We start from the raw sequence: 23,680 nt of genomic DNA, 5'->3' as shown, positions 1-23,680 counted from the left end.
TCAGTCGCGTTTGACCAGCACCCTTGCCTCAACCGGCTGGTCGATGCCCTTCAGCGACAAGAGCCGCGTGGCAGCACCCGCCGCCAATGCCCCGGCCTGAGCAGCCGTCTCCGGCGAGACCAGGATCTCGCCGGCTTCCGCCTGGGACTCAAGCCGCGACGCCAGGTTCACCGTGCCGCCGATCGCGGTGAAATCGCTGCGGAAGCTGGAGAATTCGCCGATCTCGACATCGCCCGAATGAATCCCGACGCCGACGCCGAGCGGCTGGTCCCCGAGATCGTCGAGATCCAGGCTGCCGAGTGCGGCAGCACAAAGCCTTTGGATGTCGAGTGCCGCCATGATCGCGGCCTGCGCGTGGTCCTTCCTGATGATCGGAAAATTGAAGATCGCCATCAGCCCGTCGCCCATCGTCTTGTTGACGATGCCGTCATGCGCCCAGATCGCCTGAGCGCAGCGATCCTGGAACAGGCTGACGATCTCGCTCAGCCTGACCCGCTCGATCCGCTCCGATAGATGGGTGAAGCCGCGGATATCGGCAAACAGGATGGTCGCGCTTGCCGCTACGTGACTCTGCTTCTTGACGTAACGGAAGGAGCGCTCGCAGATCGTGCAGATGTTCGGGTTCATCTTGCTGCGGGTAATGCCGAAGGCGCGAAACGGTAGCGCCAGGGGCCCGCGGATCGGGATCGGCATATGCATCTGGTCCCAGCATCCCCGGCAGATGCGGGCATTGCCGCTTTGGGTCGACTGGGGGGAAGAGGCTTCGGTCACGGTCGGCATCTGCTCCGGCTCCAATGGTCCGACGGCGTAACCGAAGCTTCGGACATTTGGCGTGCTTTAGCAACGGCTGGAATAACGCAGGACGCCCCGGCGCAGCCCGGCCATCACTCGGCAAACAGGTTTTCGGCCATGAAATCGACGAAGGCCCGGACCTTTGGGGAGAGATATCGATTGGTCGGCCAGAGCACACGGAATGTGCCCGTTTCACCCAGGTAATCCTCCAGCAGCGGCACGAGCTTGCCTGCAGCCAGTTCTGACGACACGGCGAATGGCGGCAGGCAGGTGATGCCGAAGGAGCGCTCCGCGAGGAAGATCAGCGGCTCCAGCGTGCTCGCAACCGTCGTCACCGGCAGGTCGAGCTTGACGTCACGCCCATCACGAACGAGCGGCCAGGGTTCGAGGCGACCGGAATTCGCGTAGCGGTGATGGAGGCAGCGATGACCGAGCAGATCCTCCGGCGCCTCTGGCCGACCATGTGCGGCGAGATAGTCGGGTGCGGCGACGATCCGGTGCCGGAAGGTCCCGAGCTTGCGGCTCATGAGGCGCGTATCCTTGACCTCGCCTGTTCGGATGACGGCATCGAAGCCCTCCTCGATCACGTCGACCAGCCGATCCGTGAAATCGAGATCGAGGTTGATCAGCGGGTAGGCGCGCATGAAATCCGATATGGTCGGCATCAGGAGCATGCCGGCCAAGGGCAGGCTGACACGAAGCTGCCCGCGCGGTGTCGCGTGCGAGCGCGACAGTTGCGCCTGTGCTGCCTCGAATTCGGATTGGATGCGGCGGCAGGTGTCGAGAAAGAAGCTGCCGTCCTCGGTCAGCGCCATGCTTCTTGTCGACCGATTGAAAAGCCGCACGCCCATCTCGTCTTCGAGCCGCGCGATGGCCTTGCCAACAGCAGAACCCGAAAGCCCCAGGCGGTGACCGGCGGCCACGAAGCTGCCTGCCTCTGCGACCTGAATGAAGATGCTGAGCGTTCCGAGCTTGTCCATCGTGCACCCATTACGGAATTATTTTCCGAAGTGATGAGAATACCCGCCCGTTTATCCGTTATTTCGCCCCGGATATCCAGAGGCCGTCGCGGTCGATGCGCTGCGAGTTCAAATGGAGAAACCCATGACTACGAACCTAACCCCCACTTTCTCAGCTTCCCCCGCTCCGACGACCTTTGTCGTCAACGTCATCCACGCCCACCCCGGCAAGCAGGAGGAAGCCTTCGCGGTCATCCAGGACGTCGTGCACTACGTCGCGGAACGCAAGGAAGGGTTCCTGTGGAGCACCTTGGCAAAGAGCACGGACGGACAGACAGTCGTCAACGTCGAGGCGATCCAGGGAACCGGAAATGTCGACGAGTTCTTCTCCGATCCGGTGTTCGTGGAGAAGTTTCGCAGGCTGGATGAGGTCTCCCGCAGCGAGTTTCACACCTATACGGTCGGCGACCTCGTCCTGCCGAAGCGCGGATCCACGGCCTGATCGCCAGGCCCTGCGCCTTCGCGCGAAGACGCAGGGTCGCGCGCCTGTCATCCCGCCTTCTTGACCGGCGGGATGACCCAGGATCCGTCGAGAATGGACGGCGGGCTGTCGTCGGGCCAATAGAGCCGCATCATCAGAATGAACTTGTCCTTCGGCGCCGGCAGCCAGTTGGCTTCCTTGTCCCGGCGAAGATGGACGGTCGGCCCGGCTATCACCAGATGCGAGAGGCATGAAACACCCGCTCATCTGCGTTGTTACAGCTTGCCCATCGGCCAAAGCGGGCCCATTCTCAACGTGACCCTGACTATGCACTGAGACGAGAGCTCAGGTCGTACGACGCATAGCCTCTTGCTTATCGGTCCTTCGGGCGAGGAGGTTGACCATGTCTGCGCATCATCTCGATCATCCGTTGCAACCGGGCGACCATGCCCCGAACTTCGTGTTGAATGCGATCTCCCGCGAGGGGACTGTTGCGCTTGACGATTTTCGCGGCCGTCTCCCGTTGCTGGTCGGCCTGTTCCGCGGCCTGATGTGTCCGTTCTGCCGCCGCCATGTCGCGGCGATGGCTCAGTTCAACCCGGTCCTGCGCGAAAAAGGCGTGGAGTCTCTGGCGGTGGTCAACACCCCGGTCGAGCGCGCGCGGCTCTATTTCCAATACCATCCGATCCCCGGTCTTCTCGCTGCATCGGATCCCGAGCGCGCGTCACACCGCGCCTTCGGCCTGCCTTTGATCGAGGTCACCGAGGATGAGACCGATTGGCCAAAGAAACTCGGAATAGACCTGGTCAAGACGATGCGGGTCGATCGTCCAGGTGAATTGCCTCGACCGATGGATCCGGTGTCAGCGGGCGACCTTCTCAGCGAGAAGGATGGCTACGAAATGTCCGAGGCCGACCAGCAGGTGCGGGTACCCGGTCATTTGCAGCTTGTCGGCCACTTCCTGCTCGATCGCGACGGCGTCGTGCGCTGGAGCTTCACGGAGGTTGAGGATGAGGGCGAAAACCTGTGCCAGGCGCTGAACTCCGAGGAACTGATGTCAGCGGCGTCACAGATCGCCCATTGACGAATGTCGTTTCATCCCGGCCGGCGGCTGCCCCGGATGGTGGAGCAGCACAAGATGCTTGCGACTGCGGAACGGCGATCAGAACGACAGGCGGTTGTTGGACCAGACCGGGCCGAGGCGCTCTTCATCCTTAAGCGTCGCGGAACCGTAGGAAAAGCGTAAGCCGCCGAAGATGGTGCTCGTGTCGCCGGTAACCGATGCATTCAGGCCAGACAACTCTTCGTTGGTGTATTTGTAGCCGGCAAAGAGCGTGACCGGGACGGTCTCCAGCCGGTAGTTGGCCGTCAGCTTCAGGCTGCGCAGATCGTAGTCGATCTCGTCCTCGGTGATGCGATGGAGGGAGCCATCGACGTCGAAGCGCAGGTTGTCGGTGGCGTAAATGCGAGCGCCGAGCGCACCCATGTAGTGGTTGGCGTCGATGTCTTCGAAGTCTTCCACGCTTGCCTGGCCATAGCCGACCGCACCATGCAGCGTCCAGGTATCGAGGAAATAGGCCGCTTCGACGCCGCCCATGTAATCGTTGAGGTCGACGCCGATGCCCGGGTCGAGACGTGCGCCCTGCGCAAAGACGCCCGCCGCGTAGAGATCGTTGCGGTAGTAGCCGTGCAGCGCGCCGTCAAAGCTGTTGATATCGTCATCCTCGTAGGAGGCGCGCGTGTAGCCAAGATCGACCTGCAGGTTCATGCCGGCGCCGGCGTCGAAGTTCACCGCTCCACGCAGGTCCCATGCATCCGTATCGATATCGCCGGGCGAGTCCACGGCCGCCCCGTAGGAGCCCTCGATATAGCCGGTGATGCCGCCGGATGCCTGCTCCACCGGCACTTCATAGGCGTCCTGCGGCCCAACCAGCGGACCATCGACATCCGCTGCGGCTGCCATCCCGACGCTTGAAAAAAGAAAAATGACGAACCCGCTCGCCCTGACCATTGCCCCACTCCGGTTAAAGCCCCTGAAGACAGGTAACCAAACATGGTTAATACAATCTGTACGGGAATCGGTTCGGGCGGATGACGGCGCCGTCGTCTGAGGCTGCCCTCTCCCCGCCTTTGGGGGAGAGGGCCAGGGCGAGAGCAAGCCCACCCTGAAGGTTAGGGCAAGGAGCCCTCACCCCTTGGCGATCTTCTCGCGCAGGCGCTCTTCCTGTTCGGCGAGTTCCGGCGTCAGGGCGTCGCCGAAATCGGCGGCCTCGAAGACCGGGCGGATTTCGATTTCGCTCGGGCCCGGCATCGGGTTCGGGCAGCGCTTCACCCAGGCGATCGCCTCGGCCATGTCCTTGACCGTCCAGATCCAGAAGCCGGCGACCAGTTCCTTGGTCTCGGCAAAGGGACCGTCGATGACCAGGCGATTGGGCCCGTCGAAGGCGACGCGCGCACCCTTCGAGGAAGGGTGCAGCCCCTCGCCCGCCTGCATGATGCCGGCACTGACCAGCTCCTCGTTGAACTTGCCCATGGCTTCCAGAAGCTCGGTCGACGGCATCTTGCCCGCTTCGCTGTCCTCGGTCGCCTTTACAAAAACCACTACGCGCATTGTCCAATCTCCTCTGTCACGCCGTCCCGGTCGTTGCGACACCTGGGGGTGTCTGCGTGGTGAAACCCAGATAGTAAGAGCGAATTGCGGGCAAAAGACCCGCGCGGATTTTTTTCCTATCCCGCTCCAGTGGAGGAAGCCAACCTGCTTCCCTGCCTAAATGACGCACGGGAAACGAAAGAGCCGACATTGCGCTTGAAATTTTCTTCAGAAAAAACCGGAGCGTCGGAACTGTGCCTATACGCCGACAATGAGGGCGCGCCTCAGAACGCCGCCAGCCGCTCGACAAACCAGAACGCCGCCATCGTGCCGATCATGTATGTCGCAGCCAGAAGCGCCCGGCGGCCGACAGAAGGCGGATAGCGCAGCAGTCTCACCAGCCCGACGGCTGCGATCACCGCCGTAATGAACAGCAACTGTCCGATCTCGACGCCGATGTTGAAGAACAGGAGCGCAAGCGGGATCTCGCCTTCCGGCAGAGCGAGATCGGCGAGCGCGCCGGCAAAGCCGAGGCCATGCAGAAGACCGAAGGCAAAGGCAACCAGCCATGGCCGTTGCGCCGTGAGGCTGGGCTGACCACGCTGGATTCGCACAATCTCGCAGGCAAGCAAGAGGATGCTGAAAGCGATCGCCGCTTCGACCGGGGGGCCCGGGACATGGACGAACCCGAGCGTCGCAAGCGTGAGCGTAATGGAATGGGCGAGCGTAAACGCCGTGACGGTCAGAAGCAGTGAACGCCAGTCGCGGGCGAGCAGCACCAGTGCCAGAACGAAAAGCAGATGATCGTATCCAAACAGGATGTGCTCTATGCCGTGGGTGACGAAGGTTTTGGCGACCTCGAGACGCCCGGGCTGCGTCGCGACCTCGACCCAGGGCTGAGCGGGACGAACCATCGTCGTTAAGACCGAGCCGTCAGAAAGGCGCACCCGCACCAGAACGTCGGTGATCGTTGCCTGCAGCCCGACGAACTCGACGCGCCCGCCTGCAAGCGTTCCATTGGTCGTTTCGATGATGCGCGTCTCGACAAGCGAGTCCGGCAGGCTGCGCTCGGCGGGGCCTGTCACGGTGCGCACGTTGTCGGCAAAGCGCAAGACCACCGGCAGCCGCATGCCTGACAACATGGGGGTGCGCCAGATGACCGTGTAGCGGTTCGGGCCCGTCTGGTCGATCTGCAGATAGGCGGGCCTTATCTCGTGGGCGCTGGCCGTCGCCGCCAGCACCAGCAAGACGACCAGCCCCGACACCATCTGCCGCACCCATGCCGACCAAAGCAACCGGCAGCTCATTGCGCCGAGACCTCAAGTGCTGCATTGGCCCGGGCGGGAAGCTGCAGGTCCTGCCAGTCCCTGGGGTCGATGACAGGAAGGGTGACGACATAGCGGGACCGCATTTCGTCGAGCGAGGCGCGCTTGATCTCGCGATATTGGTCGTCGATCCAGCCGGCCTTTACGTTGGGCTTCACCTCCGCAAACGTCGGTACGCGGCCGGGCTCCAGGCTGTCGATCCAGACGAGATGCCAGCCGTAGCCGGATTGAACGGGCCCCTGCCACCTGCCCGGCGCGAGCTGAAAGAGCGCATCGGAAAACTGCGGTCCAAACTGCTTGCCGGCCTGCTCGGGTGTCACGTCCCGGTATTGGTTCTGGAACATGAAGGGATCGCCCGCCGCTGCAAGTTCGGGAGGATCGGCGGTTTTCCCGGCAAGCCGCGCAAGGGCGGCTGAAGCCGCATCGCGGGTGCCTGCGCCATGTCGGTCAGGCGAAAAGTACAAATGCCGGAAGCTTGCATGCGCCGGCAGCGTAAAGCGCGCCGAATTGCGGCTGAACCAGGATTCCAGCTGCTCCTCGGTCGGCTCCTGCAAGGTCGCCACGTCGGCGGCGAGGAAGTCCATCTTCTGTGCAAGCCTGCGCTTGACCACTTCGTCATCACGGTCGAGCCCAAGCGCGATCGCCTCGCGAAAGAGGATTTCCTGGGTGACCTTCTGATCCACCAGGGCCCGCACCTGCTCCGGCGTCGGTGGCGAGCGCCCCTGCGCCAGCCAGCTGATCGCCAGCTGCCTGACATCGTCCCGGGTCAGAACGATCTGCTGCGGCTCGGCCCCTCCCTCAGGCGCCGGGTTGAGGACGTGGTAGGCGCCAAACAACACGGCACCGACAACCAGAAAGTGGAGGAGCGGCTCGCCGAGAACCTTGCGCCAGCGGCTTCCGGCAACGCCGCCCTGCCGCAACGGGGCGGCAGGTGCGATTGGAAACAGTTTCATCCGGTGTTCCTCCGCTCGCCGGCCCTGTCCTCTCACTGCGCGACGGACAGGACCTCGTAGTTCGCGTACCCGAATTCATTGCTGCGGGCGGCGACGTATTTGTCGCCGGACTTGTATACGGTCAGTTCAAACTCCGTCCCATCGATGGTGGTGACGATATGACCGTCCTTGATTTCGTAGGCGGCGGCCGACCCGGCTGTGCTTGGATGCATGACCTGCAGCAAATCGTCCGCCTTCGGTGGCCCGCCGTTCACCTGCGTCACGACGCGCTGTCCATCTTCACCGAACAGGACATCGAAATCCCGGTTGGTCACCCGGTTGTGAACCTTGAGTATCTTGCCGACGACGAGCTCTTTCAGTTGATCGTCGGCAAGAGCCGTCGATCCGGATTTGGTGAGATCGTCGACGGTCAGCCCTCGCTCGGCCTTGGCGACGGTCGCCGGGCTTGGCGTATACCAGATGGGCGTCGTCCAGGCGCGCTCCTGAACGGTGGCTGGCGCATTGCTCGGCGGAAGGACGCCGAGCTTGACGGCATCATAGGTGCTCCAGCGTGGGGTCGGTATCTGGAGGACGCGCGCGTAATAGAAGGCGTGCAGGGTGGGATCGAACTCCGGATCCGTCCAGACCGCCTTCAACTCCACCGAGCCGATGTCGTTGGTGTAGGTTGCCTTGGTGATGTCGACGGTGCTGCCGACAGGCGGCAACTTGCCGGTCACCGGATCGGGCTGGCGACTGCCGGACCAGGCCACGTCAAAAACCTTCTCGAAAATCTGACCTTGTTTCGTCCATCCCTTGACGATCTGGATCCGGTCGAGGTTTCCGTCCTCGGGGTCCTTGACGCTCCAGACGACAAATGAGGGAACCTTGCCCTCGGCCGGCGGCAGATCTCCGCCCATGGGCACACCACTGGCATAGGCGGTTTTCGCCCAGTCGGCATCCGCCAGAAGTCCCTTGTCGTAATCCCATCCGCCAAACATGCGTGCCTGGATACGCACGCCGCTCGTGCCATAGACTTCCTTGCGTTGCATCGCCGCGAAGATCGACTCGCGCGTATTCTCCTCTGCCCAAACGACGGTGAGCCCGGAGGTTCCCGTCTGGAGGATGTTCATGCCCGACTCGACCTTGCCGGCGAGACGGGCTTGAGGCGTAGCGTCGGTCAGCCCGTGAGCGCCGAAGAAATTCGACTGCGAGTAGCCGGTAACCGTATTGTGCGAGTCGCCAGCGCCGACGACACCGAACTTATACGGGTTGTACCCACGCGTCGCCTGCATCGCCAGGCCGTTTTCATAGGCTTCCCGCGTATAGCCTCCGTGTATTTTCGACGTGCTGTTTTCAATGCCGATGAGGTAATTCATGATCTCGTAATTGGCGAACTCATCATTTGGCGAAAGATCGGGGTGGGTCTCCGAGACACCCTTTACCTGCTTGATTTCTGTCAGAGGCTCGTTGGTCATGCGCTGTTGCGCCCACGCCGCATCCAGCGGATTGCCTTTGCTGTCGACATCGACAGGAAACATGATGCCGTTGGAAAGATTGGGGTTGTGCGAGATCGCCAACACCTCGTTGCCCGCCTTGCGCTGCCCGTCCATCCAGGTCCAGAGGTCCTCCGGATGGTCGGACTCGAGCGCCGAGAACGGCGCCTCCGGCAATTTCGCGCAATCTTTGAAGAACACGTTGCGGTGCATGTTCTGATTGTTGGGCATCGACGTCCATTCATACGAACAGAAGGTCGTGAACTGCCCGGGCTTGTTGTACTTGTCGGCAATGGCAGCATTCTGGCTCCACACCGAGCCGGTGAGCTGTGGGTTCAGCAGCTCCGGGATGGGCTTGCCGCTGGCAATGCTTCCGGCCATCCATTGGAAGATCTTCATCGGGCCGTTGTCTTTGGTGACGATCAGTTTCGCGGCAATGGGAAGCTTGCTGATGGACGACGTCGGGTCGTTCGCCAGCCTGACCACCCCGACATATTCGGAATGGTCCGTGACGCCCTGGAAGTCGAGCGGCGTCCTGATCTGGACGTCGTAGCCGGCCGGATGCTTGATCGTCTGCCCCATCGAGTACTGGTAGGCCTCTTCGGGCCCGGTGACCATGTTGCCGATGATATAGGCGTCCAGCGACCAGCTCGTGTGCTGGTGGGTCTGCCCGAAATAGGCATGGCGCTCCTGCGCGGCGATGGACGCGGGTGCGAAGACCAGAATTGTTGAAGAAAGCAAGAAGGTTTTTCTATTTATCCGGCGCATAACAACATCCTCGTTTCAAGTGTGAACAGGAGTGGACCGAATGCAATTATTTAAGATGCAGGATAATATCGTCGTATAGTTCTTACAGATTTGCTATCCGACTACAACAACGGATTGTCCTGCGCCACAGATCTTCATGCCGCTTGCGATCTGAAGAAGTAAGCAGGAATGATTACACGAAGTATGTAAGTACGTTACAGCGGCAAGGCGGATAAAAGCGATCTTGGGCTGAACGCTCTGGCCCGACCGGCAGACGGTCTTCCTGTGGGCGCCCTACCCTCCCTCATCCTCGCCCCTGTGGCGGGAATCCAGCGCCCCGACGGCCGTCGGGTCAAAGGACTATTCAGCCCAAGGACTTGGGCAGGCTGGATCCCTGTGACGAGCACAGGGGATAAGGTGGTCTTGGTTGGCACCACGCTTCACTACAGCGCCGCGCGTCTTATCAGACGCGCAAAGGTCGCTGTAGCACTTTGATTTGCTGCATGTCTTCGTCCTCAAATCGAGGTCGATTTGAGGAGACATGCAGTAGTCACGGTCGGACGGCAAGGCCGCGCACCACGACGCTGCCTTCTTCGATTTTTCCATCCTGGCGGCCGCACGAAAATCAAGGCGACCGCCGCAACTCCCTCAGCGATGCACCTCAGCCAGCGCTTGCCTCAGATCGTCGATCGGCGTCTGGTTGGCCATCTTCTTGCCCTCGAGCTCCGGCGGCATCTTCCAGCCGGGATCGATGCCTTCCATGTTGGGCAGCTCATGCGCGATGCCCTTGTGGCAGTCGATGCAGGTGGCCTTGCCGGAAAGCAGGTAGCGGGTGTGGATTTCGGCCGCCCGCTGCGTCTGTTTCTGCAGGTCCATGGCGACGGAGGAATGGCAGTTGCGGCACTCCAGGCTGTCGTTTGCCTTCATGCGCGCCCATTCGTGCTGGGCCAGCTCCAGCCGCTTTTCAAGAAACTTCGGCCGCGTGCTGATCGTGCCGAAGATCTTGGCCCAGACTTCTTTCGACGCCTGCATCTTGCGGGCGATCTTGTCGGTCCATTCGTGCGGAACGTGGCAGTCCGGGCAGCTGGCGCGCACGCCCGAGCGGTTGGAGAAGTGGATGGTACGCGTCAGCTCCTGGTAGACGTTGTCGCGCATCTCGTGACAGGAGGTGCAGAATTTTTCGGTGTTGGTGATCTCCAGCGCGGTGTTGAAGGCGCCCCAGAACATCACGCCGCCGATGAAACCGCCGAGCGTGAGGAAGCCGAGGCCGAGCGTGCCTGCCGGCGTCGCCATGATGCCCCAGGCCCAGAGGATGACTTTCCTGGTCCATGCGATCATGTCGTCACTCGCTTCCGGCCGGCTTGAAGCCGAGTTCGCTCATATCCTTGAAATTGCTCGGCACCAGCGGGCTGGTGTCGGCCTGCGGCACATGGCAGGCGGTGCAGAAATAGCGCCGCGGCGAAACGTCGGCGATCATCTGCCCGTCGCGCGTCATGTAATGGGTGACGCTGATCATCGGCGCACCGGAATCCTGGGTGAATTCGCGCTTGTGGCACGACAGGCACCGGTTGGCATTGACCGAAAGCTCGTAGCCCTCGATCGAATGCGGGATGACCGGTGGCTGGTCGGGATAGGCGCGCATCTTGCGCTTGTCGTCGACCACCCATTTTGGCAGCGGTGCCGCCGCCTCGGTCGCCATTTGCGGCGTCGGGCCCTCGAGCTGCGGCACCAGCTTTTCTGCAACCTGAGCCACGGCTGCCGTGGTGATGAACACCAGGAGACCGGCGGCAATGGCCATCCATCCGGACCGTTTCGAAAGGGTCCGAGTCAGCCGAACCCACCCTAGAGGGTGACGGGAAGAATCTTGACCGCGCATTTTTTGAAATCCGTCTGTTTGGAGATGGGATCGGTGGCGTCGAGCGTAACCTTGTTGATGAGCTGGCTGGCGTCGAACCAGGGAACGAAGACAACGCCGGGCGGCATGCGGTTGCGGCCGCGAATATCGACGCGCGAGCGGATTTCGCCGCGGCGCGAGACGATGCGCACCTCCATGCCCTGGTTGATGCCGCGCTTGCGGGCATCGTCGGCATTCATGAAGACGCGGGCGCCCGGAAAGGCCTTGTAGAGCTCCGGTACCCGCATGGTCATCGAGCCCGAGTGCCAGTGTTCGAGCACGCGGCCGGTCACGAGCCAGGTGTCGTATTCCTCGTCGGGGGATTCGGCCGGCGGCTCATAGGGCACGGCGAGAATGACCGCCTTGCCATCCTTGTTGCCATAGAACTTCACGCCCTCGCCCGCTTTGACGTAAGGGTCGAAGCCCTCGCGGTAGCGCCACTTCGTCTCCTGGCCGTTGACGACAGGCCAGCGCAGGCCCCGCACCTCGTGATAGGTGTCGTAGGGCGCCAGATCATGGCCATGGCCGCGGCCGAAGGTAGCGTATTCCTCGAACAGCCCCTTCTGGATGTAGAAGCCGAACTCCTTGGCCTCGTTGTTGTCGTATTCGGCGCTGACATCGGTGATCGGAAAGCGATCCACCTCGCCGTTCTTGAACAGGACTTCGAACAGCGTCTTGCCGCGATATTCGGGGCTGGCGTCAAGGATTTCCTTCGGCCACACCTCGTCGGTGATGAAGCGCTTGGAGAACTCCACCATCTGCCAGAGGTCCGAACGTGCCTCGCCGCGCGCCTGCACGAGCTGGTGCCAGACATGGGTGCGCCGCTCGGCATTGCCATAGGCCCCTTCCTTCTCCACCCACATGGCGGCGGGCAGGATCAGGTCGGCACTCATCGCCGTGATCGTCGGATAGGCATCGGAAACGACGATGAAATTGTCCGGGTTGCGATAGCCCTGCCAGGTCTCATTGGCGGTGTTCGGCCCGGCCTGGACGTTGTTGTTGACCTGCACCCAATAGAAATTGAGCTTGCCGTCCTTCAGCATCCGGTCCTGCTGCACGGCGTGATAGCCGGGCTTTTCCGGGATGATGCCGTGCGGAATGCGCCAGATCTCCTCGGCATGCTTGCGATGCTCGGGGTTGGTGACGACCATGTCGGCCGGCAGCCGGTGCGCAAACGTGCCGACCTCGCGCGCCGTGCCGCAGGCCGATGGCTGGCCGGTCAGCGAGAACGGGCTGTTGCCGGGCTCGGAGATCTTGCCCGTCAGCAGATGCAGGTTATAGACCATCTGGTTGGCCCAGACGCCGCGCACATGCTGGTTGAAGCCCATGGTCCAGAGCGACATCACCTTGCGGCTCGGGTCGGCGTAAAGCTCCGCCAGCTGCTTGAGGAACTCCGGATCGACGCCGGTCATCTCGGCGGTCTTTTCCAGCGTGTATTCCGAAACGAATGCCTTGAACGCCTTGAAATCCATCGGCTCGGTCTTGCCCGGATCCTTGGAATTGGCGGCGTTGACCTCGACCGGGTTGTCGGGCCTGAGGCCATAGCCGATATCGGTGACGCCGCGGGCAAACTTGGTGTGCTTGTTGACGAAGTCCTCGTTGACCCGGCCGGTCTCGATGATGTGATTGGCAATGTAGTTGAGGATGACCAGATCCGTCCCCGGCTTGAAGACGATGGGGATATCGGCGAGATCCATGCTGCGATGGGTGAAGGTCGAAAGCACTGCGACCCGCACATGCGGCTGGCCGAGGCGCCGGTCGGCAACCCGCGTCCACAGGATCGGGTGCATCTCGGCCATGTTCGAGCCCCAAAGAACGAAGGCATCGGCATTCTCGAAATCGTCGTAGCAGCCCATCGGCTCATCCATGCCGAAGGTGCGCATGAAGGCGACGGCGGCCGACGCCATGCAGTGGCGGGCATTGGGGTCGAGATTGTTGGAGCGGAATCCCGCCCGCATCAGCTTGGTCGCGGCATAGCCCTCGAAGATCGTCCACTGGCCGGAGCCGAACATGCCGACGGCCGTCGGCCCCTTCTCCTTCAGGACCTTCTTTGCCTGCTCGGCCATCACGGCGAAGGCCTCGTCCCAGCTCACCGGCTCGAACTCGCCGTCCTTGGCGTAGGTCCCGCCGCGCTTGCGCAGAAGCGGCGTCGTCAGCCGATCCTGGCCGTACATGATCTTGGAGAGGAAATAGCCCTTGATGCAGTTGAGGCCGCGATTGACCTCCGCCTGCATGTCGCCGTGGGTGGCGACCACCTGGCCCTCCTTCACGCCCACCATCACGCCGCAGCCCGTGCCGCAGAAGCGGCACGGCGCCTTCGACCATTTGATCTCCAGCGCGTTGACCCCGCCCGGCACCGGCCGGGCGGCCGCAGGCAAGGCGATACCGGCCGTGGCGGCGGCGATGCCGGCTGCGTGGGCCTTCAGAATGTCACGCCGCGTCAGTTCTGCGCTCATGGCTCCTGCCCTTCCTCTTCCATTTCCACATGCTCGAAAACCATGTTGGCCGAGATCACCCCATCCAATAGCGAGATTTGCGTCAGACATTCGCCGAGCGCGCCCGTGCTTTTGCCCTCGATGACGACGACGATCTTGCCGCCGCCGTGGCCATGGATTTCAACGTTTTCCATTTCTCGTAGCGTCGCCATCACCGCTTCGGTGCTGTCAGGCATCGTGGCAACCACAGCGCTCGAACTGTGATAGGGCGTGCCCGCCCTTGCCGTTGCGGCCTCAGACATGGGCCACCTCCGCTTCCAATGCCCTGACCGCGATGGCGCTCACCGGACAGCCGCCAAGGCAGGCGCCGCAGCCGGTGCATCTGGCCTCGTTGATCTCGGGCAGGAACGGCCCGCCAATGCGCGGGCGAAAGCGGATCGCCTGCTCCGGACAGCTTTCGCCACAGGACTGGCAGGCGACGTTGCGGCGCGCCAGGCACGTATCGGTGATCGCGGCGACATGGGGGAAGCGGCGCGCGTTCTGCTTAACGAACACGGGTTCGGGACAGGCGTCCTCACAGGCGCGACAGAAGGTGCATTCTCCGCGCGAAAAGTCGACGAAGGGAAGGCCGTCCTCAAGACGGACTATGCCGGTGGGACATCGCTCAGTGCAGGCGCCGCAGCCCGTGCAGGCGGAAAGGCTCAGCTCCGAAACACCCGGCGGCCGGATGCGGACGGGCTTTGCGGCAGCGCGGCCGGTAAAAAGTTCACGGCGGGAAAGAGGTGCGGTGCCCATGGCTTAACCTCAATGCCCCGGGGGGCCTGGCGGGCCGAAGATGATCTGCAGCATCCAGATGAGGAAGCCATACCCGCCGACGACGCCGATCGCGACGATCGGCCAGATGCCGAAGGCGAGCACGAAGAAGGTGATGAGCTCGGCACGCCGTGAGCGCGGCGGTTTTTCGATCGGCTGTTGCTGAACGAGTTCCGGCATTCCTGCGTCCCCCAACACAATCTACGGTAAGATGCGCCACCCGAAACAAAAATCAATCCCATGACCTGCCGATGACAGGTCTGCATCGTGGTGCAGAGTAAATGCCAAACAGTGCGGGTCATTGATCTGTGTCAAATCGACAAGAAACCAAAACAAGAATTGTCAGAATTTTTCGGTGCACGCGGAGAAGTAACTTGCGACGAACAATCAATTTTATGATCTTCAATGTATTTCATTGAATACATCGAAGATCGCCGCACACGATCGCCCCGATCGCTTTTGCCGAGGGGCGACAGCCGCCTCCAATGCGCTTGCAACCCAGAGCTTTACCACCTATTTCTCGAGGCATGACACAGCTGATCAAAATCGCAGGCGCACTCGTGCTGAAGTGCGCAAAACATGGCCCGCTGCTTGCAGCGCCGGGCGACGCCAATGATTTCCTCGGCGACGCCTGGGCGCATGAGGCCGATGTGCTGGCGATCCCGGTGGAACGGCTCGGACCTGATTTCCTCGACCTTTCGACCCGTGTTGCCGGCGAAGTGTTTCAGAAGTTCGTCAACTATCGCATGCGCTGCGCCATCGTCGGCGACATTCAGATGAAGCTCGAAAACAGCAAGGCGCTGACCGACTTCGTGCGGGAGACCAACAAGGGCGACGCCCTCTGGTTCGTGCCGGATTTCGAAACGCTACGCGTGAAGCTGGAGCGCATGCCGGTCGCCTGAGCCCCGCTCGGGCGGGCCTCACGCGCGGGACGACGGACATTCGACAAACCATCGCATGACACACGGGCTCGACGGATTGGCCCGTAGCCAAACCGCCGTGACCTTGCCCGAGGCTCGGTCAAAGCGCATTGCGGCTGTGTGCGGAACCTCTCGCAAACATGCGGCTTGCAGCCGCGATCGCCAGAGCGATCACAGTCAGCAGCCCTGCGACCGCGAAGGTTGCCTGCAGACCGGCCGCCACCGCTCTTGGCGAAGCCGTTGCCATATCGCTGGCCGCAACCGCCCAGGCGAAGACCGCGCCCATGACCGAGGCGCCGGTGACAAGCCCGAGATTGCGCGAAAGGTTGATGAGGCCGGAGACGACACCACGCCGGTCCGTCGCCACATCCGCCATGACGGCGGTGTTGTTGGCCGCCTGGAACAATTGATAGCCCGGCGTCAGGATTGCAATCGCCGCGACATAGCCGGCAACACCGGCGATACCGGGCAGCAGCGATAGCGCCAGGCAGCCCGCGACCATCGCCACGAGACCGACCATCACCACGGACGCAGCGCCCAGGCGATCGACGATGCGGCCGGCGACCACCCCGCTAAAGGCCGAGATGACCGGGCCGATCGACAGGACAAGGCCGACCGCCGCCGCATCGAGCCCGAGCCCACGCGACAGATAGAACGGCCCCACCACCAGCGTCGCCATCATCACCGTCGAGACCAGCGCATTCGTCGAAAGGCCGGCGCTCAAGCCCGGATCGCGAAACATCGAAAGCCGGACCAGCGGCGAGGCAACCTTGGCCTCGACCAGCAGGAACAGCCCGAGGCCGAGAGCGGCGGTCGCCAAAAGCGCGACATTGAGCACACCGAAGCTGCCGCGCCCGGCCGTCATCGCCAGCGCATAGGCCCCGAGCGAAAACGCCAGAAACAGGGTGCCGGGCCCATCGAAACGCGGACGCTCCCTGCCCTGAAGCCGCCGATCGGCCGGCAGGTGTCGGCGCGCAAGCAAGACCGCCGCAAGCCCGAGCGGCACGTTGACGACAAAGATTGCCCGCCAGCCGCAACAGGCAATCAGCGCACCGCCGAGCGAAGGTCCGAGCGCTGTGCCGATGGCCGACATGGTGCCAAGCAGGCCCATGGCGGTGCCGGTCCTCTCCTTGGCCACCGTCTCGCCGACAAAGGCCATGGTCAGCGCCATCATCACCGCCGCACCGATCCCCTGAGCCGCGCGCGCGGCAATCATGAGCGCGAAGCTCGGCGTAAGGCCGGAAACGGCCGAGGCGGCGGTGAAGAGGCCGATACCGGCAACCAGCAGCCGCCGGCGGCCGGTGATATCGCCAAGCCGCCCGACGCTGACGATCAGCGTTGTGATCGAAAGCAGATAGGCAAGCACCACCCATTGCACCGCCTGAAAGGAAACGCCGAAGGCGTCCGCGAGCGCCGGCAGGGCGACATTGGCGCTGCTGGTGCCGAGCGAGGAGAGCAGCATGGAAAGCGACAGGCTCGTGAGCACCCAGAAAGCGGGTGCCGCCGGCTTTGCGGCGCTTGCCTGCGCGTCATATCCCGTCGAGGTCATCGGCCCCCTCCCGCGCCCATCGTTTCCCGGCGAAAAACCTCAGCAGATCCACGTCGCGGTCGCGCGCCGGGAACAGCCGGAAAACGGAATCGGACATCTGGGTTGCTGCGCGTCGGCGGCAATCGCTTCCGGGCGGACGGAGACGCCAGGCATATCGTGAAACGGCCGAAGGCGGCCGGCGGGACGTGTGTTGTGATCATCGGTAAACTCTCAAGAAATGGTTCCCTGAGAGACTAAGCCTGAGCCTCATATGGCGGAACGCGCAGCATATGCATTTCATTCGTGCGTTTGACGCCACATATCAATGAACGCGTGTTATGAAGGGCGATGACCAGACCGGATCTCAACCTGCTCGTGACCCTCGATGTGCTGCTTGCCGAAGGCAGCGTTGCCCGCGCCGCCAGACGCCTTAAGCTCAGCCCCTCGGCCATGAGCCGGTCGCTTGCCAGGCTGCGCGAGGCAACCGGCGATCCCCTGCTCGTGCGCGCCGGCCGTGGCCTGGTGCCCACCCCTCGGGCGCTGGAACTGCGGGATCGCATCGGCCCGCTCGTCAACGATGCCGAGGCCGTCCTGCGGCCGGCCGAAACGCTGGAGCTGAGCAAGCTGACGCGCACCTTCACGCTGCGCAACCGCGAGGGCTTCGTCGAAAATTTCGGCGCGGCGCTGATCGCCCAGGTGGCTGCCGAAGCGCCCGGCGTCCGGCTGCGCTTCGTCCAGAAACTCGACAGGGAAAGCAGCCCGTTGCGCGACGGCAGCGTCGACCTTGAAACCGGCGTGATCGGTGAGACCACCGGCCCCGAGCTTCGCGCGCAGGCCCTCTTCCGCGATCGCTTCGTCGGCGTCGCCCGCCCCGGTCATCCGCTCGGCGGCGGAAAGATTACCCCTGCCCGCTACGCCGAAGGCCGCCACATCCACGTCTCCCGCCGCGGCAGCGACACAGGCCCGATCGACGCGGCGCTCGCAAACCATGGCCTCAGCCGCGAGATTGCCGTCACCGTCGGCAGCTTCTCGGAGGCGCTCGCGCTCGCCCGCGCCTCAGACCTCATTGCCAGCGTGCCCGAGCGCTACACCGGCACGCTGCGCGAAAACCTCTTCACCTTTCCGCTGCCGGCACCGCCACCGGAAATCACCATTTCGCTCGTTTGGCACCCCCGGCTCGACGCCGACCCGGCGCACCGCTGGCTGCGCGGGCGCGTGCGCGAGGTCTGCACCCGGTAGTGGGGTCAGCGGGAATTCAAAGCCGGCATCCGTTTGCGGCATGGCATTGCCTCAGCCAAGCGACCCCAAGGCATCCGCCAGCGCATCCCCGGAGACCGGCTTGTTGAGGAAGGCGCTGGCACCCGCCTGAAGACAGCGCTCGCGCGTGCCCTCCTACTCCGATCCGGTGATCACGATGGCTTTGAGCACGATGCCGCGGCGGCCGAGCTCCTCCAAGAGTTCCAGACCGGTCATACCGGGCAGGTGCAGATCGATCAGCACGCCTGACGGTAGAGCATCCTCCACGACTTCCAGAAAAGCTTCGGCGGACGCAAAGGCGATCGGCTGGCAGGTGAGCGAGGCGACGAGGCGCGAAAGCGCGCGGCGAACCAGCTCGTCGTCGTCCACGATCGCAATCACAGTCCTTCGCTCGCTCATACCATAAACGTTAGTGGAAGGCGGCCCGCGGTCCAGTTGGACCTAGGACCAATGCGAAAGATGACGGGTCCTTGAGCACCCTTGTCTGTACAGATGAACGCGGAGGCTGGCGGCAATCATTGCCTGTTGGGCATGCGGTCACAGGCCTTGTCGGCCCGCGCGGCGGGCCCGGCGAAGAGAGCCGGACTGACACCTGGGCATCCCGCCGCTATTCCCTTCCATTGTTGCCTCAGACAGACCATCGCGATATGAGCCGAGACGCGGCCGCGAGGACGCTGCCAATGTATTGCCTCCGTCAGGTGGGCCCATCAAGGAGAACTTCATGTTTGACCACGTCAAATTCGGTGTCCGCGACTATGCGGCAAGCGAAACGTTCTACCTGAAGGCGCTTGCGCCGCTCGGCGTCGTTGTTGTCTCCAAGGGTGCGAACGGCATCGAGATGAGCACGGACGGCAAGTCGTCGCTGTGCCTGTACCAGACGGAAGAAAAGCCGGCGCATCTGCACCTGGCTTTCGTGGCCGAGACCCGCGAGCAGGTCGACGCCTTCTACCATGCGGCTCTGGAAGAAGGTGGCAAAGACAATGGCGCGCCTGGCCTGCGCCCGCACTACCACGCGAACTATTATGCCGCTTTCGTTCTTGATCCGGACGGGCACAACATCGAAGCGGTTTGCCACCAGCCTGACGCCTAGGGCATCCCGCTCTCAAGTGGGTCCACGCGAGGCGGAAAGACGCTCTAGAATCAAAGTGCTAGAGCGTCCTTGGTGCGTTCGTATGAACGCACGGCGCTCCAGGGCCTCATGCGTTCAGATGAACGCGCAAAGGTCGCTGCGTCACTTGAGCCTTTGCCGGCGGGGAAAAATGCCGGACGGCGCGGCTAGCGCGCGTGCTCGACCAGCCGCACGAGATCGGCAACCGTTCGAACCCCCAACTTCGCCATCATCCGGGCGCGGTGAACCTTGATCGTCTTTTCCACGGTGCCGAGATCGCCGGCGATCTGCTTGTTGAGCCGGCCGGCAACGACATGCTGCATGACCTCGGCCTCACGCGCCGTCAGACTGTCCAGCGGGGCGTGGACCCGCGCCCTCTCGTCTTCGGCCGCCCGTGCGCCGCGGCTGCGCCGCACGCCGGCATCGACCGCCGCCAGCAATGCCGCCTCTTCGACCGGTTTCATCAGGAAATCGACGGCGCCTGCCTTCATCGCCCTGACGCTGATCGGGACATCGGCGCGGCCCGTGAGAAAAACGATGGAGGCGTGCCCGTCCATGGCGGAAAGCGCCTCCTGCACGCAAAGCCCGTCCGTATCGGGAAGGCCAAGGTCGAGCACGATGCAATCGGCAGCCGCCAGCTCCTCGCAGGCGAGCAGCGAGCCCGCATCGGCAAAGGTTGTGACGGCGTAACCGGAAAACTTCAGCAGGCGCTGAAGCGCGCGCAACGCGCTCGTCGTCATCCACGACGAACACGGTTCCGGCTCTTTCCTCCATGGCAGCCATCCCCCTAATCGGGCGGCAACGTGACGATGGCGCGCGCGCCGCGCGTCACTTCGCCGTCAAAGACAAGCTTGCCGCCCCGCGCTTCCAGAAGCGAGCGGCAAATGGCAAGGCCCAGCCCAAGACCGTTCTCCTTGGTGTTGACAAAGGGCTTGAACACTTCCGTCATCGGTTCAGGCGCAATGCCCGGCCCCACATCGCTGACCGTCAATTGTCGCGCGCCATTGTCGCCAAGCCGCGTTGCAATTTCAATCCTGCGCTGGTTCGGCGGCAATTCCGCCATCGCGTCGCTGGCGTTCAGCAAAAGATTGAGGATCACCTGCTGCAGTTGCACCATATTGGCCTTGACGGGCAGCGGCTCGGCGCTCGGGCTCACCGAAACCTCTGTACGGCGTGCCACCATCTCCGCATTGACCAGCGCCACGGTCGAGCGCACCGCGTCGTTGAGATCGATCCTGTCGATCGAAACTTCGCCTTGCGCATCATGCTGCGAAGCTGGGCGATCACCTCGGCGGCGCGTTTGTTGTCGGCGACGATATCGTCGAATATCTCGCCGAGTTCGCGAAGATCGGCATCCTCGGCCCGCGCGACTTCCGCCCAGCTTCTGCGTTGGCGAGAATGGACGTCAGCGGCTGGGTCAGTTCATGCGCCAGCGTGCCGGAGAGCTGGCTCACCTGCGAACGCCGCGACATGTGCGCCAGTTCCAGCCGCTGCGTCGACACGGTCTCCTCAAGCCGCCGGTTGCGCCGGTTCTCAAAGACGATCGCGGCGATCGAAAGCGCCTGCGCGGCAATCACCGAGAGCCCGAGAATGATCGGCAGCCGGAACTACTCCCAGGCGGTCGGCTGGTAGTGGAGGATCTCGGCATCCGCAGGGATTTTGTCGCGCGCGATGCCGCGGCTGACGACCTGTCGCCAGTCGATCAGCGCCACCTCCTTCAGCGTCACCGGCGGCGTTACCGCGCCGCCGTCGAAGAGGCCAAGTGCCAGCGACGCCATCTCCTCGCCGATCGCCGTGAAGGTGCCAACATGTCCGGCGAGAACCGTGCCATCGAAATAGCTGCTGTAGACGGGCGCGCCTGATGTTGTGGCAATCCGGCTTGCCGCATCGCGCGGAATAAAGGAGACACAGTCGGCATCGGCAAAGACCGAAAGGATCAGGAGCGCGCTATCGGCCGGCAAGGCAGCGGCCTTCTCCTTGAAACCCTGAAGCGACAGGCCGCTGACATAGTCGATGTCGAAGCCGGCATAATGCGTTCCGACCAGGGTGCGCGCGGTCTCCTCCCAACTGCGGTCGAGGGGGGCGGATCCGGTCAGGATCGTCGCCCGCCTGGCGCCCGGCTGCAGCTTGCGGGCAAGGTCAAGGGTCCCCTTGACGTCGAACCGGCTGAGCACGCCGGCGGCATCGGCCGGCATCGGAATATCCGTCGGGAAGGCGCCTACCGTGTGCCGGCCTTCATCCGCTGGCCCGGACATTTCCCGGCTGGCAAGAACCTGAACGGCATCGTCGCGCATGAGGACTGGCTGCCGACCTTTGCCGCTGCCGCCGGTGCACCCGACATCAAGGACAAGCTGCTGCAGGGCGTCGAGCTCAACGGCCGCAGCTACAAGAACTACATCGACGGCCACAACCAGCTCGACTATCTCGAAGGCAAGATGAAGGAGTCGCCGCGCCACGAGTTCTGGTACGTCAACGACAACGGCCAGGTGGTCGCAGCGCGCTACGACGACTGGAAGGTGGTGTTCCTGGAAAACCGCGGAGAGGCCTTCGGCGTCTGGCGCGAGCCCTTTACCGAACTGCGCGTGCCGCTGCTTTTCCACCTGCGCCGCGACCCCATCGAGAAGGCCCAGCACAATGCCAACGTCTACAACGACTGGTTCCTCGACCGCGCCTTCGTCATCGTGCCGATCCAGGGCCTGGCCGCCAGGTTCCTGCAGACGATGAAGGACTATCCGCCAAGCCAGTCGCCTGGCTCCTTCAACCTCACCAAGATCGAAGCCCAGCTGCGTGGCGCGGGCGGCGAGTGAGTGAACGCAGAGACGCCCGGCTCAAATGGGCCGGGCGTTCGGCAAATTCTCGTTGGCGCAGAGACAGACTCCGGCAGCAGCCGCGTCTGTCGGTTAGAATTACTACTTTTTCGCGAGGCCAGCGCGAAACAAATGCAACGTGGAAGGAACACCAAGGACCATCATCTTGGTTTCCTGGTCAGCCTTCCTCAACATACGAGCAATGTATCGGCCATAATTTTCAATTTCATCATAAACGAACTTATCAATAGATTTAAATGGCTGCTCTTCCGAGCAAAAATCGAAAGATTTCTGCCAGCCAAAGACTTTTTTTCCTACAGTTTCCAGCGTTGCTGAATAAGTTACCTTTGGACCAATACGCCCGCCCTTTTTCATAGCTATATGTACCTCTTTTCTTGAGCTCGCCAACGTCTGTGAAACTGCTTGATGCAGCTTTTTAATAGACTCTGCGTTAGGCACACAACGCTTTGGCTGAAGCGAGCAACCGAGAAAATTGATTGAATTGCGGCACTCCCCTTTTGCCGCTTTGCCATTACTATCTGATGGAGAGTACAAGCCGAATTTGAAGGCACTCAGCCGAGCCTTGGCTGTTTCAACAGCCTGTTCAAGATGAACTTCTTGGTCCGCGACTATCAAAATGTCGTCGATATACCGTACGGCTGTTACGGGTCCCGTGTTTAATTCGTGGTCCATCGCGAACAACAAGACATTTCCTGCAAAAGCTGAAAGAGATGAGCCTTGGGCAACGCCTATCCCGCCATTCGGAAAGAGCTGAGCGTATCCTTCCAATTCGTCCGCATTTGCAAGATGAACCTTGAGAGCCTCAGAAAACAAGTCCGTTAAATCCTCATCTCCGGTCTCGTTTCTAATGAAATTAACGACGTCAACTGTGGGAATTTTCGTAAAGAAGGCCTCTATGTCAGATTGATAGAAGTACTTTGCTCCATCGTTCATAGCCTGCATAATTCGCTGTATGGCCGGGCGCACTCCACCATAGGGATAAATCAACCCACCCACGCCAAACTGCGATCTATTCACCTCATTTATGCGTCCAAGGCGAGCATCTACTTTCGCGGCATACTTGGGGTCGGAGTTTCGAGCGTCTCTAATTTCTCTGGGCTGAAGTACTTGAAGGATAGCGCGTTGCACGATCCTATTCTTCAGCGTCGCGATAGCTATCGGGCGCGGCTGCTTATTCTGCGCGAGGCGCTTGCGCTTGTCCTTAAGCACGCCCTCAACCGGATCAAATGTGAAGCGCCCTGCTCGTAGTTGAGCAATGACCCGCTTAAGATGCCTTTGGTGCGAATGTTCAAACTCTGAAGCCATTCCACGAATATCTGGATTTGCGGAGGCGAGCGCGCTACTCTTTACATGTCGCCAAGCCGAAAAAATATTCTGTTCGCTGCGGACCTCTTCGAAAAGACTTTTCATGATACTCGGTTCGGGACCCCGTACATACACCCCCGACCGTTTGCGACTACCCATCCACTGCGCACGGCATGGCCGCGACAACAGACACTTCGGCAGCTACCGCCACCTGGGTGAGATAGCCTTGGCGCGCGATCCGCATGGAAAGGTCCAGCTTCAAGTCGCAACCCA

The 23,680-nt window shown here is 62.2% G+C and carries 26 protein-coding genes and 1 pseudogene; 6 read left to right on the top strand and 21 right to left on the bottom strand.

Annotated features, from left to right (window positions below; translation table 11 throughout):
- Both BBX50_RS19235 and BBX50_RS19230 read right to left on the bottom strand, forming a co-directional pair.
- Complete coding sequence (locus BBX50_RS19235) at positions 1-771, bottom strand: adenylate/guanylate cyclase domain-containing protein (RefSeq protein WP_065776980.1); 771 nt, start codon at positions 769-771, stop codon at positions 1-3.
- 113 nt (positions 772-884) lie between these two features.
- A complete protein-coding gene (locus tag BBX50_RS19230; RefSeq protein WP_065776933.1) occupies positions 885-1,772 on the bottom strand; it encodes a LysR family transcriptional regulator in 888 nt (295 codons plus the stop codon).
- A gap of 124 nt (positions 1,773-1,896) precedes the next feature.
- Between BBX50_RS19230 and BBX50_RS19225 the strand changes: the two genes are divergently transcribed.
- The gene (locus BBX50_RS19225; protein WP_065776932.1) at positions 1,897-2,253 is read left to right on the top strand and encodes an antibiotic biosynthesis monooxygenase; all 357 of its coding nucleotides are present in this window, start codon (positions 1,897-1,899) and stop codon (positions 2,251-2,253) included.
- 47 nt (positions 2,254-2,300) lie between these two features.
- Here BBX50_RS19225 and BBX50_RS29970 read toward each other — a convergent pair whose 3' ends face one another.
- Positions 2,301-2,471 carry a DUF1214 domain-containing protein gene (locus BBX50_RS29970; RefSeq protein ID WP_274534030.1) on the bottom strand — a complete coding sequence of 57 codons (171 nt, stop codon included), beginning with the start codon at positions 2,469-2,471 and terminating at the stop codon, positions 2,301-2,303.
- Between the two features lie 164 nt (positions 2,472-2,635).
- On the opposite strand from BBX50_RS29970, the gene BBX50_RS19220 reads away from it, so the two are divergent.
- Positions 2,636-3,316: a redoxin family protein gene (locus BBX50_RS19220; RefSeq protein WP_065776931.1), complete on the top strand. Its 681-nt coding sequence runs from the start codon at positions 2,636-2,638 to the stop codon at positions 3,314-3,316.
- A gap of 78 nt (positions 3,317-3,394) precedes the next feature.
- Here BBX50_RS19220 and BBX50_RS19215 read toward each other — a convergent pair whose 3' ends face one another.
- The 11 genes and pseudogenes from BBX50_RS19215 to napE all read right to left on the bottom strand — a co-directional run bounded on the left by BBX50_RS19215 (position 3,395) and on the right by napE (position 14,641).
- Positions 3,395-4,195: a hypothetical protein gene (locus BBX50_RS19215; protein WP_083213629.1), complete on the bottom strand. Its 801-nt coding sequence runs from the start codon at positions 4,193-4,195 to the stop codon at positions 3,395-3,397.
- Between the two features lie 225 nt (positions 4,196-4,420).
- Positions 4,421-4,843, bottom strand: a complete 423-nt coding sequence (locus BBX50_RS19210) for a YciI family protein (protein WP_065776929.1) — start codon at positions 4,841-4,843, stop codon at positions 4,421-4,423.
- A gap of 263 nt (positions 4,844-5,106) precedes the next feature.
- A complete protein-coding gene (locus tag BBX50_RS19205) occupies positions 5,107-6,129 on the bottom strand; it encodes a HupE/UreJ family protein (RefSeq protein WP_065776928.1) in 1,023 nt (340 codons plus the stop codon).
- Complete coding sequence (locus tag BBX50_RS19200; RefSeq protein ID WP_065776927.1) at positions 6,126-7,100, bottom strand: peptidylprolyl isomerase; 975 nt, start codon at positions 7,098-7,100, stop codon at positions 6,126-6,128. Before BBX50_RS19200 ends, BBX50_RS19205 begins: the two co-directional genes overlap by 4 nt.
- A gap of 32 nt (positions 7,101-7,132) precedes the next feature.
- On the bottom strand, positions 7,133-9,340 hold the full coding sequence (locus BBX50_RS19195; RefSeq protein WP_065776926.1) for a DUF3604 domain-containing protein: 2,208 nt from the start codon (positions 9,338-9,340) through the stop codon (positions 7,133-7,135).
- A gap of 627 nt (positions 9,341-9,967) precedes the next feature.
- Positions 9,968-10,657 carry a NapC/NirT family cytochrome c gene (locus tag BBX50_RS19190; protein WP_065776925.1) on the bottom strand — a complete coding sequence of 230 codons (690 nt, stop codon included), beginning with the start codon at positions 10,655-10,657 and terminating at the stop codon, positions 9,968-9,970.
- Positions 10,658-10,661: 4 nt separating this feature from the next.
- Positions 10,662-11,117, bottom strand: coding sequence for a nitrate reductase cytochrome c-type subunit (locus BBX50_RS19185; protein WP_161952200.1), 456 nt, complete (start codon positions 11,115-11,117; stop codon positions 10,662-10,664).
- Between the two features lie 44 nt (positions 11,118-11,161).
- Entirely contained in the window at positions 11,162-13,669 is a 2,508-nt protein-coding gene (gene napA, locus BBX50_RS19180) for a periplasmic nitrate reductase subunit alpha (RefSeq protein WP_065776923.1), read from the bottom strand.
- A pseudogene (locus tag BBX50_RS19175) lies at positions 13,644-13,950 on the bottom strand (chaperone NapD). Before BBX50_RS19175 ends, napA begins: the two are co-directional and overlap by 26 nt.
- A complete protein-coding gene (gene napF / locus BBX50_RS19170; RefSeq protein ID WP_065776921.1) occupies positions 13,943-14,443 on the bottom strand; it encodes a ferredoxin-type protein NapF in 501 nt (166 codons plus the stop codon). The pseudogene BBX50_RS19175 and the gene napF overlap by 8 nt, the downstream one beginning before the upstream one ends.
- 9 nt (positions 14,444-14,452) lie before the next feature.
- Entirely contained in the window at positions 14,453-14,641 is a 189-nt protein-coding gene (napE, locus tag BBX50_RS19165; RefSeq protein ID WP_065776920.1) for a periplasmic nitrate reductase, NapE protein, read from the bottom strand.
- A 347-nt stretch (positions 14,642-14,988) separates the two neighbouring features.
- Between napE and BBX50_RS19160 the strand changes: the two genes are divergently transcribed.
- Positions 14,989-15,363 (top strand): DUF4180 domain-containing protein, encoded by a 375-nt coding sequence (locus BBX50_RS19160; RefSeq protein ID WP_065776919.1) that lies wholly within the window; start codon positions 14,989-14,991, stop codon positions 15,361-15,363.
- 118 nt (positions 15,364-15,481) lie between these two features.
- Here BBX50_RS19160 and BBX50_RS19155 read toward each other — a convergent pair whose 3' ends face one another.
- Entirely contained in the window at positions 15,482-16,930 is a 1,449-nt protein-coding gene (locus tag BBX50_RS19155) for an MFS transporter (protein WP_065776918.1), read from the bottom strand.
- 327 nt (positions 16,931-17,257) lie between these two features.
- Between BBX50_RS19155 and BBX50_RS19150 the strand changes: the two genes are divergently transcribed.
- Positions 17,258-18,148, top strand: coding sequence for a LysR family transcriptional regulator (locus BBX50_RS19150; protein WP_065776917.1), 891 nt, complete (start codon positions 17,258-17,260; stop codon positions 18,146-18,148).
- A gap of 153 nt (positions 18,149-18,301) precedes the next feature.
- Here the strand turns inward: BBX50_RS19150 and BBX50_RS19145 are convergent, their stop codons facing one another.
- On the bottom strand, positions 18,302-18,565 hold the full coding sequence (locus BBX50_RS19145; protein WP_244513200.1) for a response regulator: 264 nt from the start codon (positions 18,563-18,565) through the stop codon (positions 18,302-18,304).
- Positions 18,566-18,887: 322 nt separating this feature from the next.
- Between BBX50_RS19145 and BBX50_RS19140 the strand changes: the two genes are divergently transcribed.
- On the top strand, positions 18,888-19,256 hold the full coding sequence (locus BBX50_RS19140) for a VOC family protein (protein WP_065776916.1): 369 nt from the start codon (positions 18,888-18,890) through the stop codon (positions 19,254-19,256).
- A gap of 185 nt (positions 19,257-19,441) precedes the next feature.
- Here the strand turns inward: BBX50_RS19140 and BBX50_RS19135 are convergent, their stop codons facing one another.
- The 4 genes from BBX50_RS19135 to BBX50_RS30525 form a co-directional block, all read right to left on the bottom strand.
- Entirely contained in the window at positions 19,442-20,014 is a 573-nt protein-coding gene (locus BBX50_RS19135) for a response regulator (RefSeq protein ID WP_244513199.1), read from the bottom strand.
- Positions 20,015-20,061: 47 nt separating this feature from the next.
- On the bottom strand, positions 20,062-20,478 hold the full coding sequence (locus BBX50_RS19130; protein WP_139108452.1) for an ATP-binding protein: 417 nt from the start codon (positions 20,476-20,478) through the stop codon (positions 20,062-20,064).
- A gap of 79 nt (positions 20,479-20,557) precedes the next feature.
- Positions 20,558-20,851, bottom strand: a complete 294-nt coding sequence (locus BBX50_RS19125; protein ID WP_065776914.1) for a hypothetical protein — start codon at positions 20,849-20,851, stop codon at positions 20,558-20,560.
- A gap of 30 nt (positions 20,852-20,881) precedes the next feature.
- On the bottom strand, positions 20,882-21,469 hold the full coding sequence (locus BBX50_RS30525; protein WP_162493759.1) for a hypothetical protein: 588 nt from the start codon (positions 21,467-21,469) through the stop codon (positions 20,882-20,884).
- Here BBX50_RS30525 and BBX50_RS19115 point away from each other — a divergent pair.
- Positions 21,395-22,081, top strand: coding sequence for a sulfatase-like hydrolase/transferase (locus BBX50_RS19115; RefSeq protein WP_274534029.1), 687 nt, complete (start codon positions 21,395-21,397; stop codon positions 22,079-22,081). The two genes, BBX50_RS30525 and BBX50_RS19115, sit on opposite strands and share 75 nt — an antisense overlap.
- 102 nt (positions 22,082-22,183) lie before the next feature.
- Here the strand turns inward: BBX50_RS19115 and BBX50_RS19110 are convergent, their stop codons facing one another.
- Positions 22,184-23,512: a reverse transcriptase domain-containing protein gene (locus tag BBX50_RS19110; RefSeq protein ID WP_065776912.1), complete on the bottom strand. Its 1,329-nt coding sequence runs from the start codon at positions 23,510-23,512 to the stop codon at positions 22,184-22,186.
- Positions 23,513-23,680: the final 168 nt, after the last annotated feature.

It is taken from the genome of Ensifer sp. LC11 (assembly GCF_001695835.1).
Classification (GTDB): Bacteria; Pseudomonadota; Alphaproteobacteria; order Rhizobiales; family Rhizobiaceae; genus Ensifer.
The sequence above is the reverse complement of the archived record's forward strand: the minus strand, read 5'-3'. Positions and strand labels throughout refer to the sequence as shown.

Bases quoted from the DNA above. Each gene is read 5' to 3' on its own strand.
- BBX50_RS19110 (WP_065776912.1), bottom strand. From the start codon at position 23,512: ATGAAAAGTCTTTTCGAAGAGGTCCGCAGCGAACAGAATATTTTTTCG.
- BBX50_RS19195 (WP_065776926.1), bottom strand. From the start codon at position 9,340: ATGCGCCGGATAAATAGAAAAACCTTCTTGCTTTCTTCAACAATTCTG.
- BBX50_RS19205 (WP_065776928.1), bottom strand. From the start codon at position 6,129: ATGAGCTGCCGGTTGCTTTGGTCGGCATGGGTGCGGCAGATGGTGTCG.
- BBX50_RS19145 (WP_244513200.1), bottom strand. From the start codon at position 18,565: ATGAGCGAGCGAAGGACTGTGATTGCGATCGTGGACGACGACGAGCTG.
- BBX50_RS19225 (WP_065776932.1), top strand. From the start codon at position 1,897: ATGACTACGAACCTAACCCCCACTTTCTCAGCTTCCCCCGCTCCGACG.
- BBX50_RS19185 (WP_161952200.1), bottom strand. From the start codon at position 11,117: ATGGCCATTGCCGCCGGTCTCCTGGTGTTCATCACCACGGCAGCCGTG.
- BBX50_RS19135 (WP_244513199.1), bottom strand. From the start codon at position 20,014: ATGACGACGAGCGCGTTGCGCGCGCTTCAGCGCCTGCTGAAGTTTTCC.
- BBX50_RS30525 (WP_162493759.1), bottom strand. From the start codon at position 21,469: ATGCCGGCCGATGCCGCCGGCGTGCTCAGCCGGTTCGACGTCAAGGGG.
- BBX50_RS19160 (WP_065776919.1), top strand. From the start codon at position 14,989: ATGACACAGCTGATCAAAATCGCAGGCGCACTCGTGCTGAAGTGCGCA.
- napE (WP_065776920.1), bottom strand. From the start codon at position 14,641: ATGCCGGAACTCGTTCAGCAACAGCCGATCGAAAAACCGCCGCGCTCA.
- BBX50_RS19150 (WP_065776917.1), top strand. From the start codon at position 17,258: ATGACCAGACCGGATCTCAACCTGCTCGTGACCCTCGATGTGCTGCTT.
- BBX50_RS19190 (WP_065776925.1), bottom strand. From the start codon at position 10,657: ATGATCGCATGGACCAGGAAAGTCATCCTCTGGGCCTGGGGCATCATG.
- napA (WP_065776923.1), bottom strand. From the start codon at position 13,669: ATGAGCGCAGAACTGACGCGGCGTGACATTCTGAAGGCCCACGCAGCC.
- BBX50_RS19230 (WP_065776933.1), bottom strand. From the start codon at position 1,772: ATGGACAAGCTCGGAACGCTCAGCATCTTCATTCAGGTCGCAGAGGCA.
- BBX50_RS19210 (WP_065776929.1), bottom strand. From the start codon at position 4,843: ATGCGCGTAGTGGTTTTTGTAAAGGCGACCGAGGACAGCGAAGCGGGC.
- BBX50_RS19155 (WP_065776918.1), bottom strand. From the start codon at position 16,930: ATGACCTCGACGGGATATGACGCGCAGGCAAGCGCCGCAAAGCCGGCG.
- BBX50_RS19140 (WP_065776916.1), top strand. From the start codon at position 18,888: ATGTTTGACCACGTCAAATTCGGTGTCCGCGACTATGCGGCAAGCGAA.
- BBX50_RS19215 (WP_083213629.1), bottom strand. From the start codon at position 4,195: ATGGCAGCCGCAGCGGATGTCGATGGTCCGCTGGTTGGGCCGCAGGAC.
- BBX50_RS19220 (WP_065776931.1), top strand. From the start codon at position 2,636: ATGTCTGCGCATCATCTCGATCATCCGTTGCAACCGGGCGACCATGCC.
- napF (WP_065776921.1), bottom strand. From the start codon at position 14,443: ATGGGCACCGCACCTCTTTCCCGCCGTGAACTTTTTACCGGCCGCGCT.
- BBX50_RS19200 (WP_065776927.1), bottom strand. From the start codon at position 7,100: ATGAAACTGTTTCCAATCGCACCTGCCGCCCCGTTGCGGCAGGGCGGC.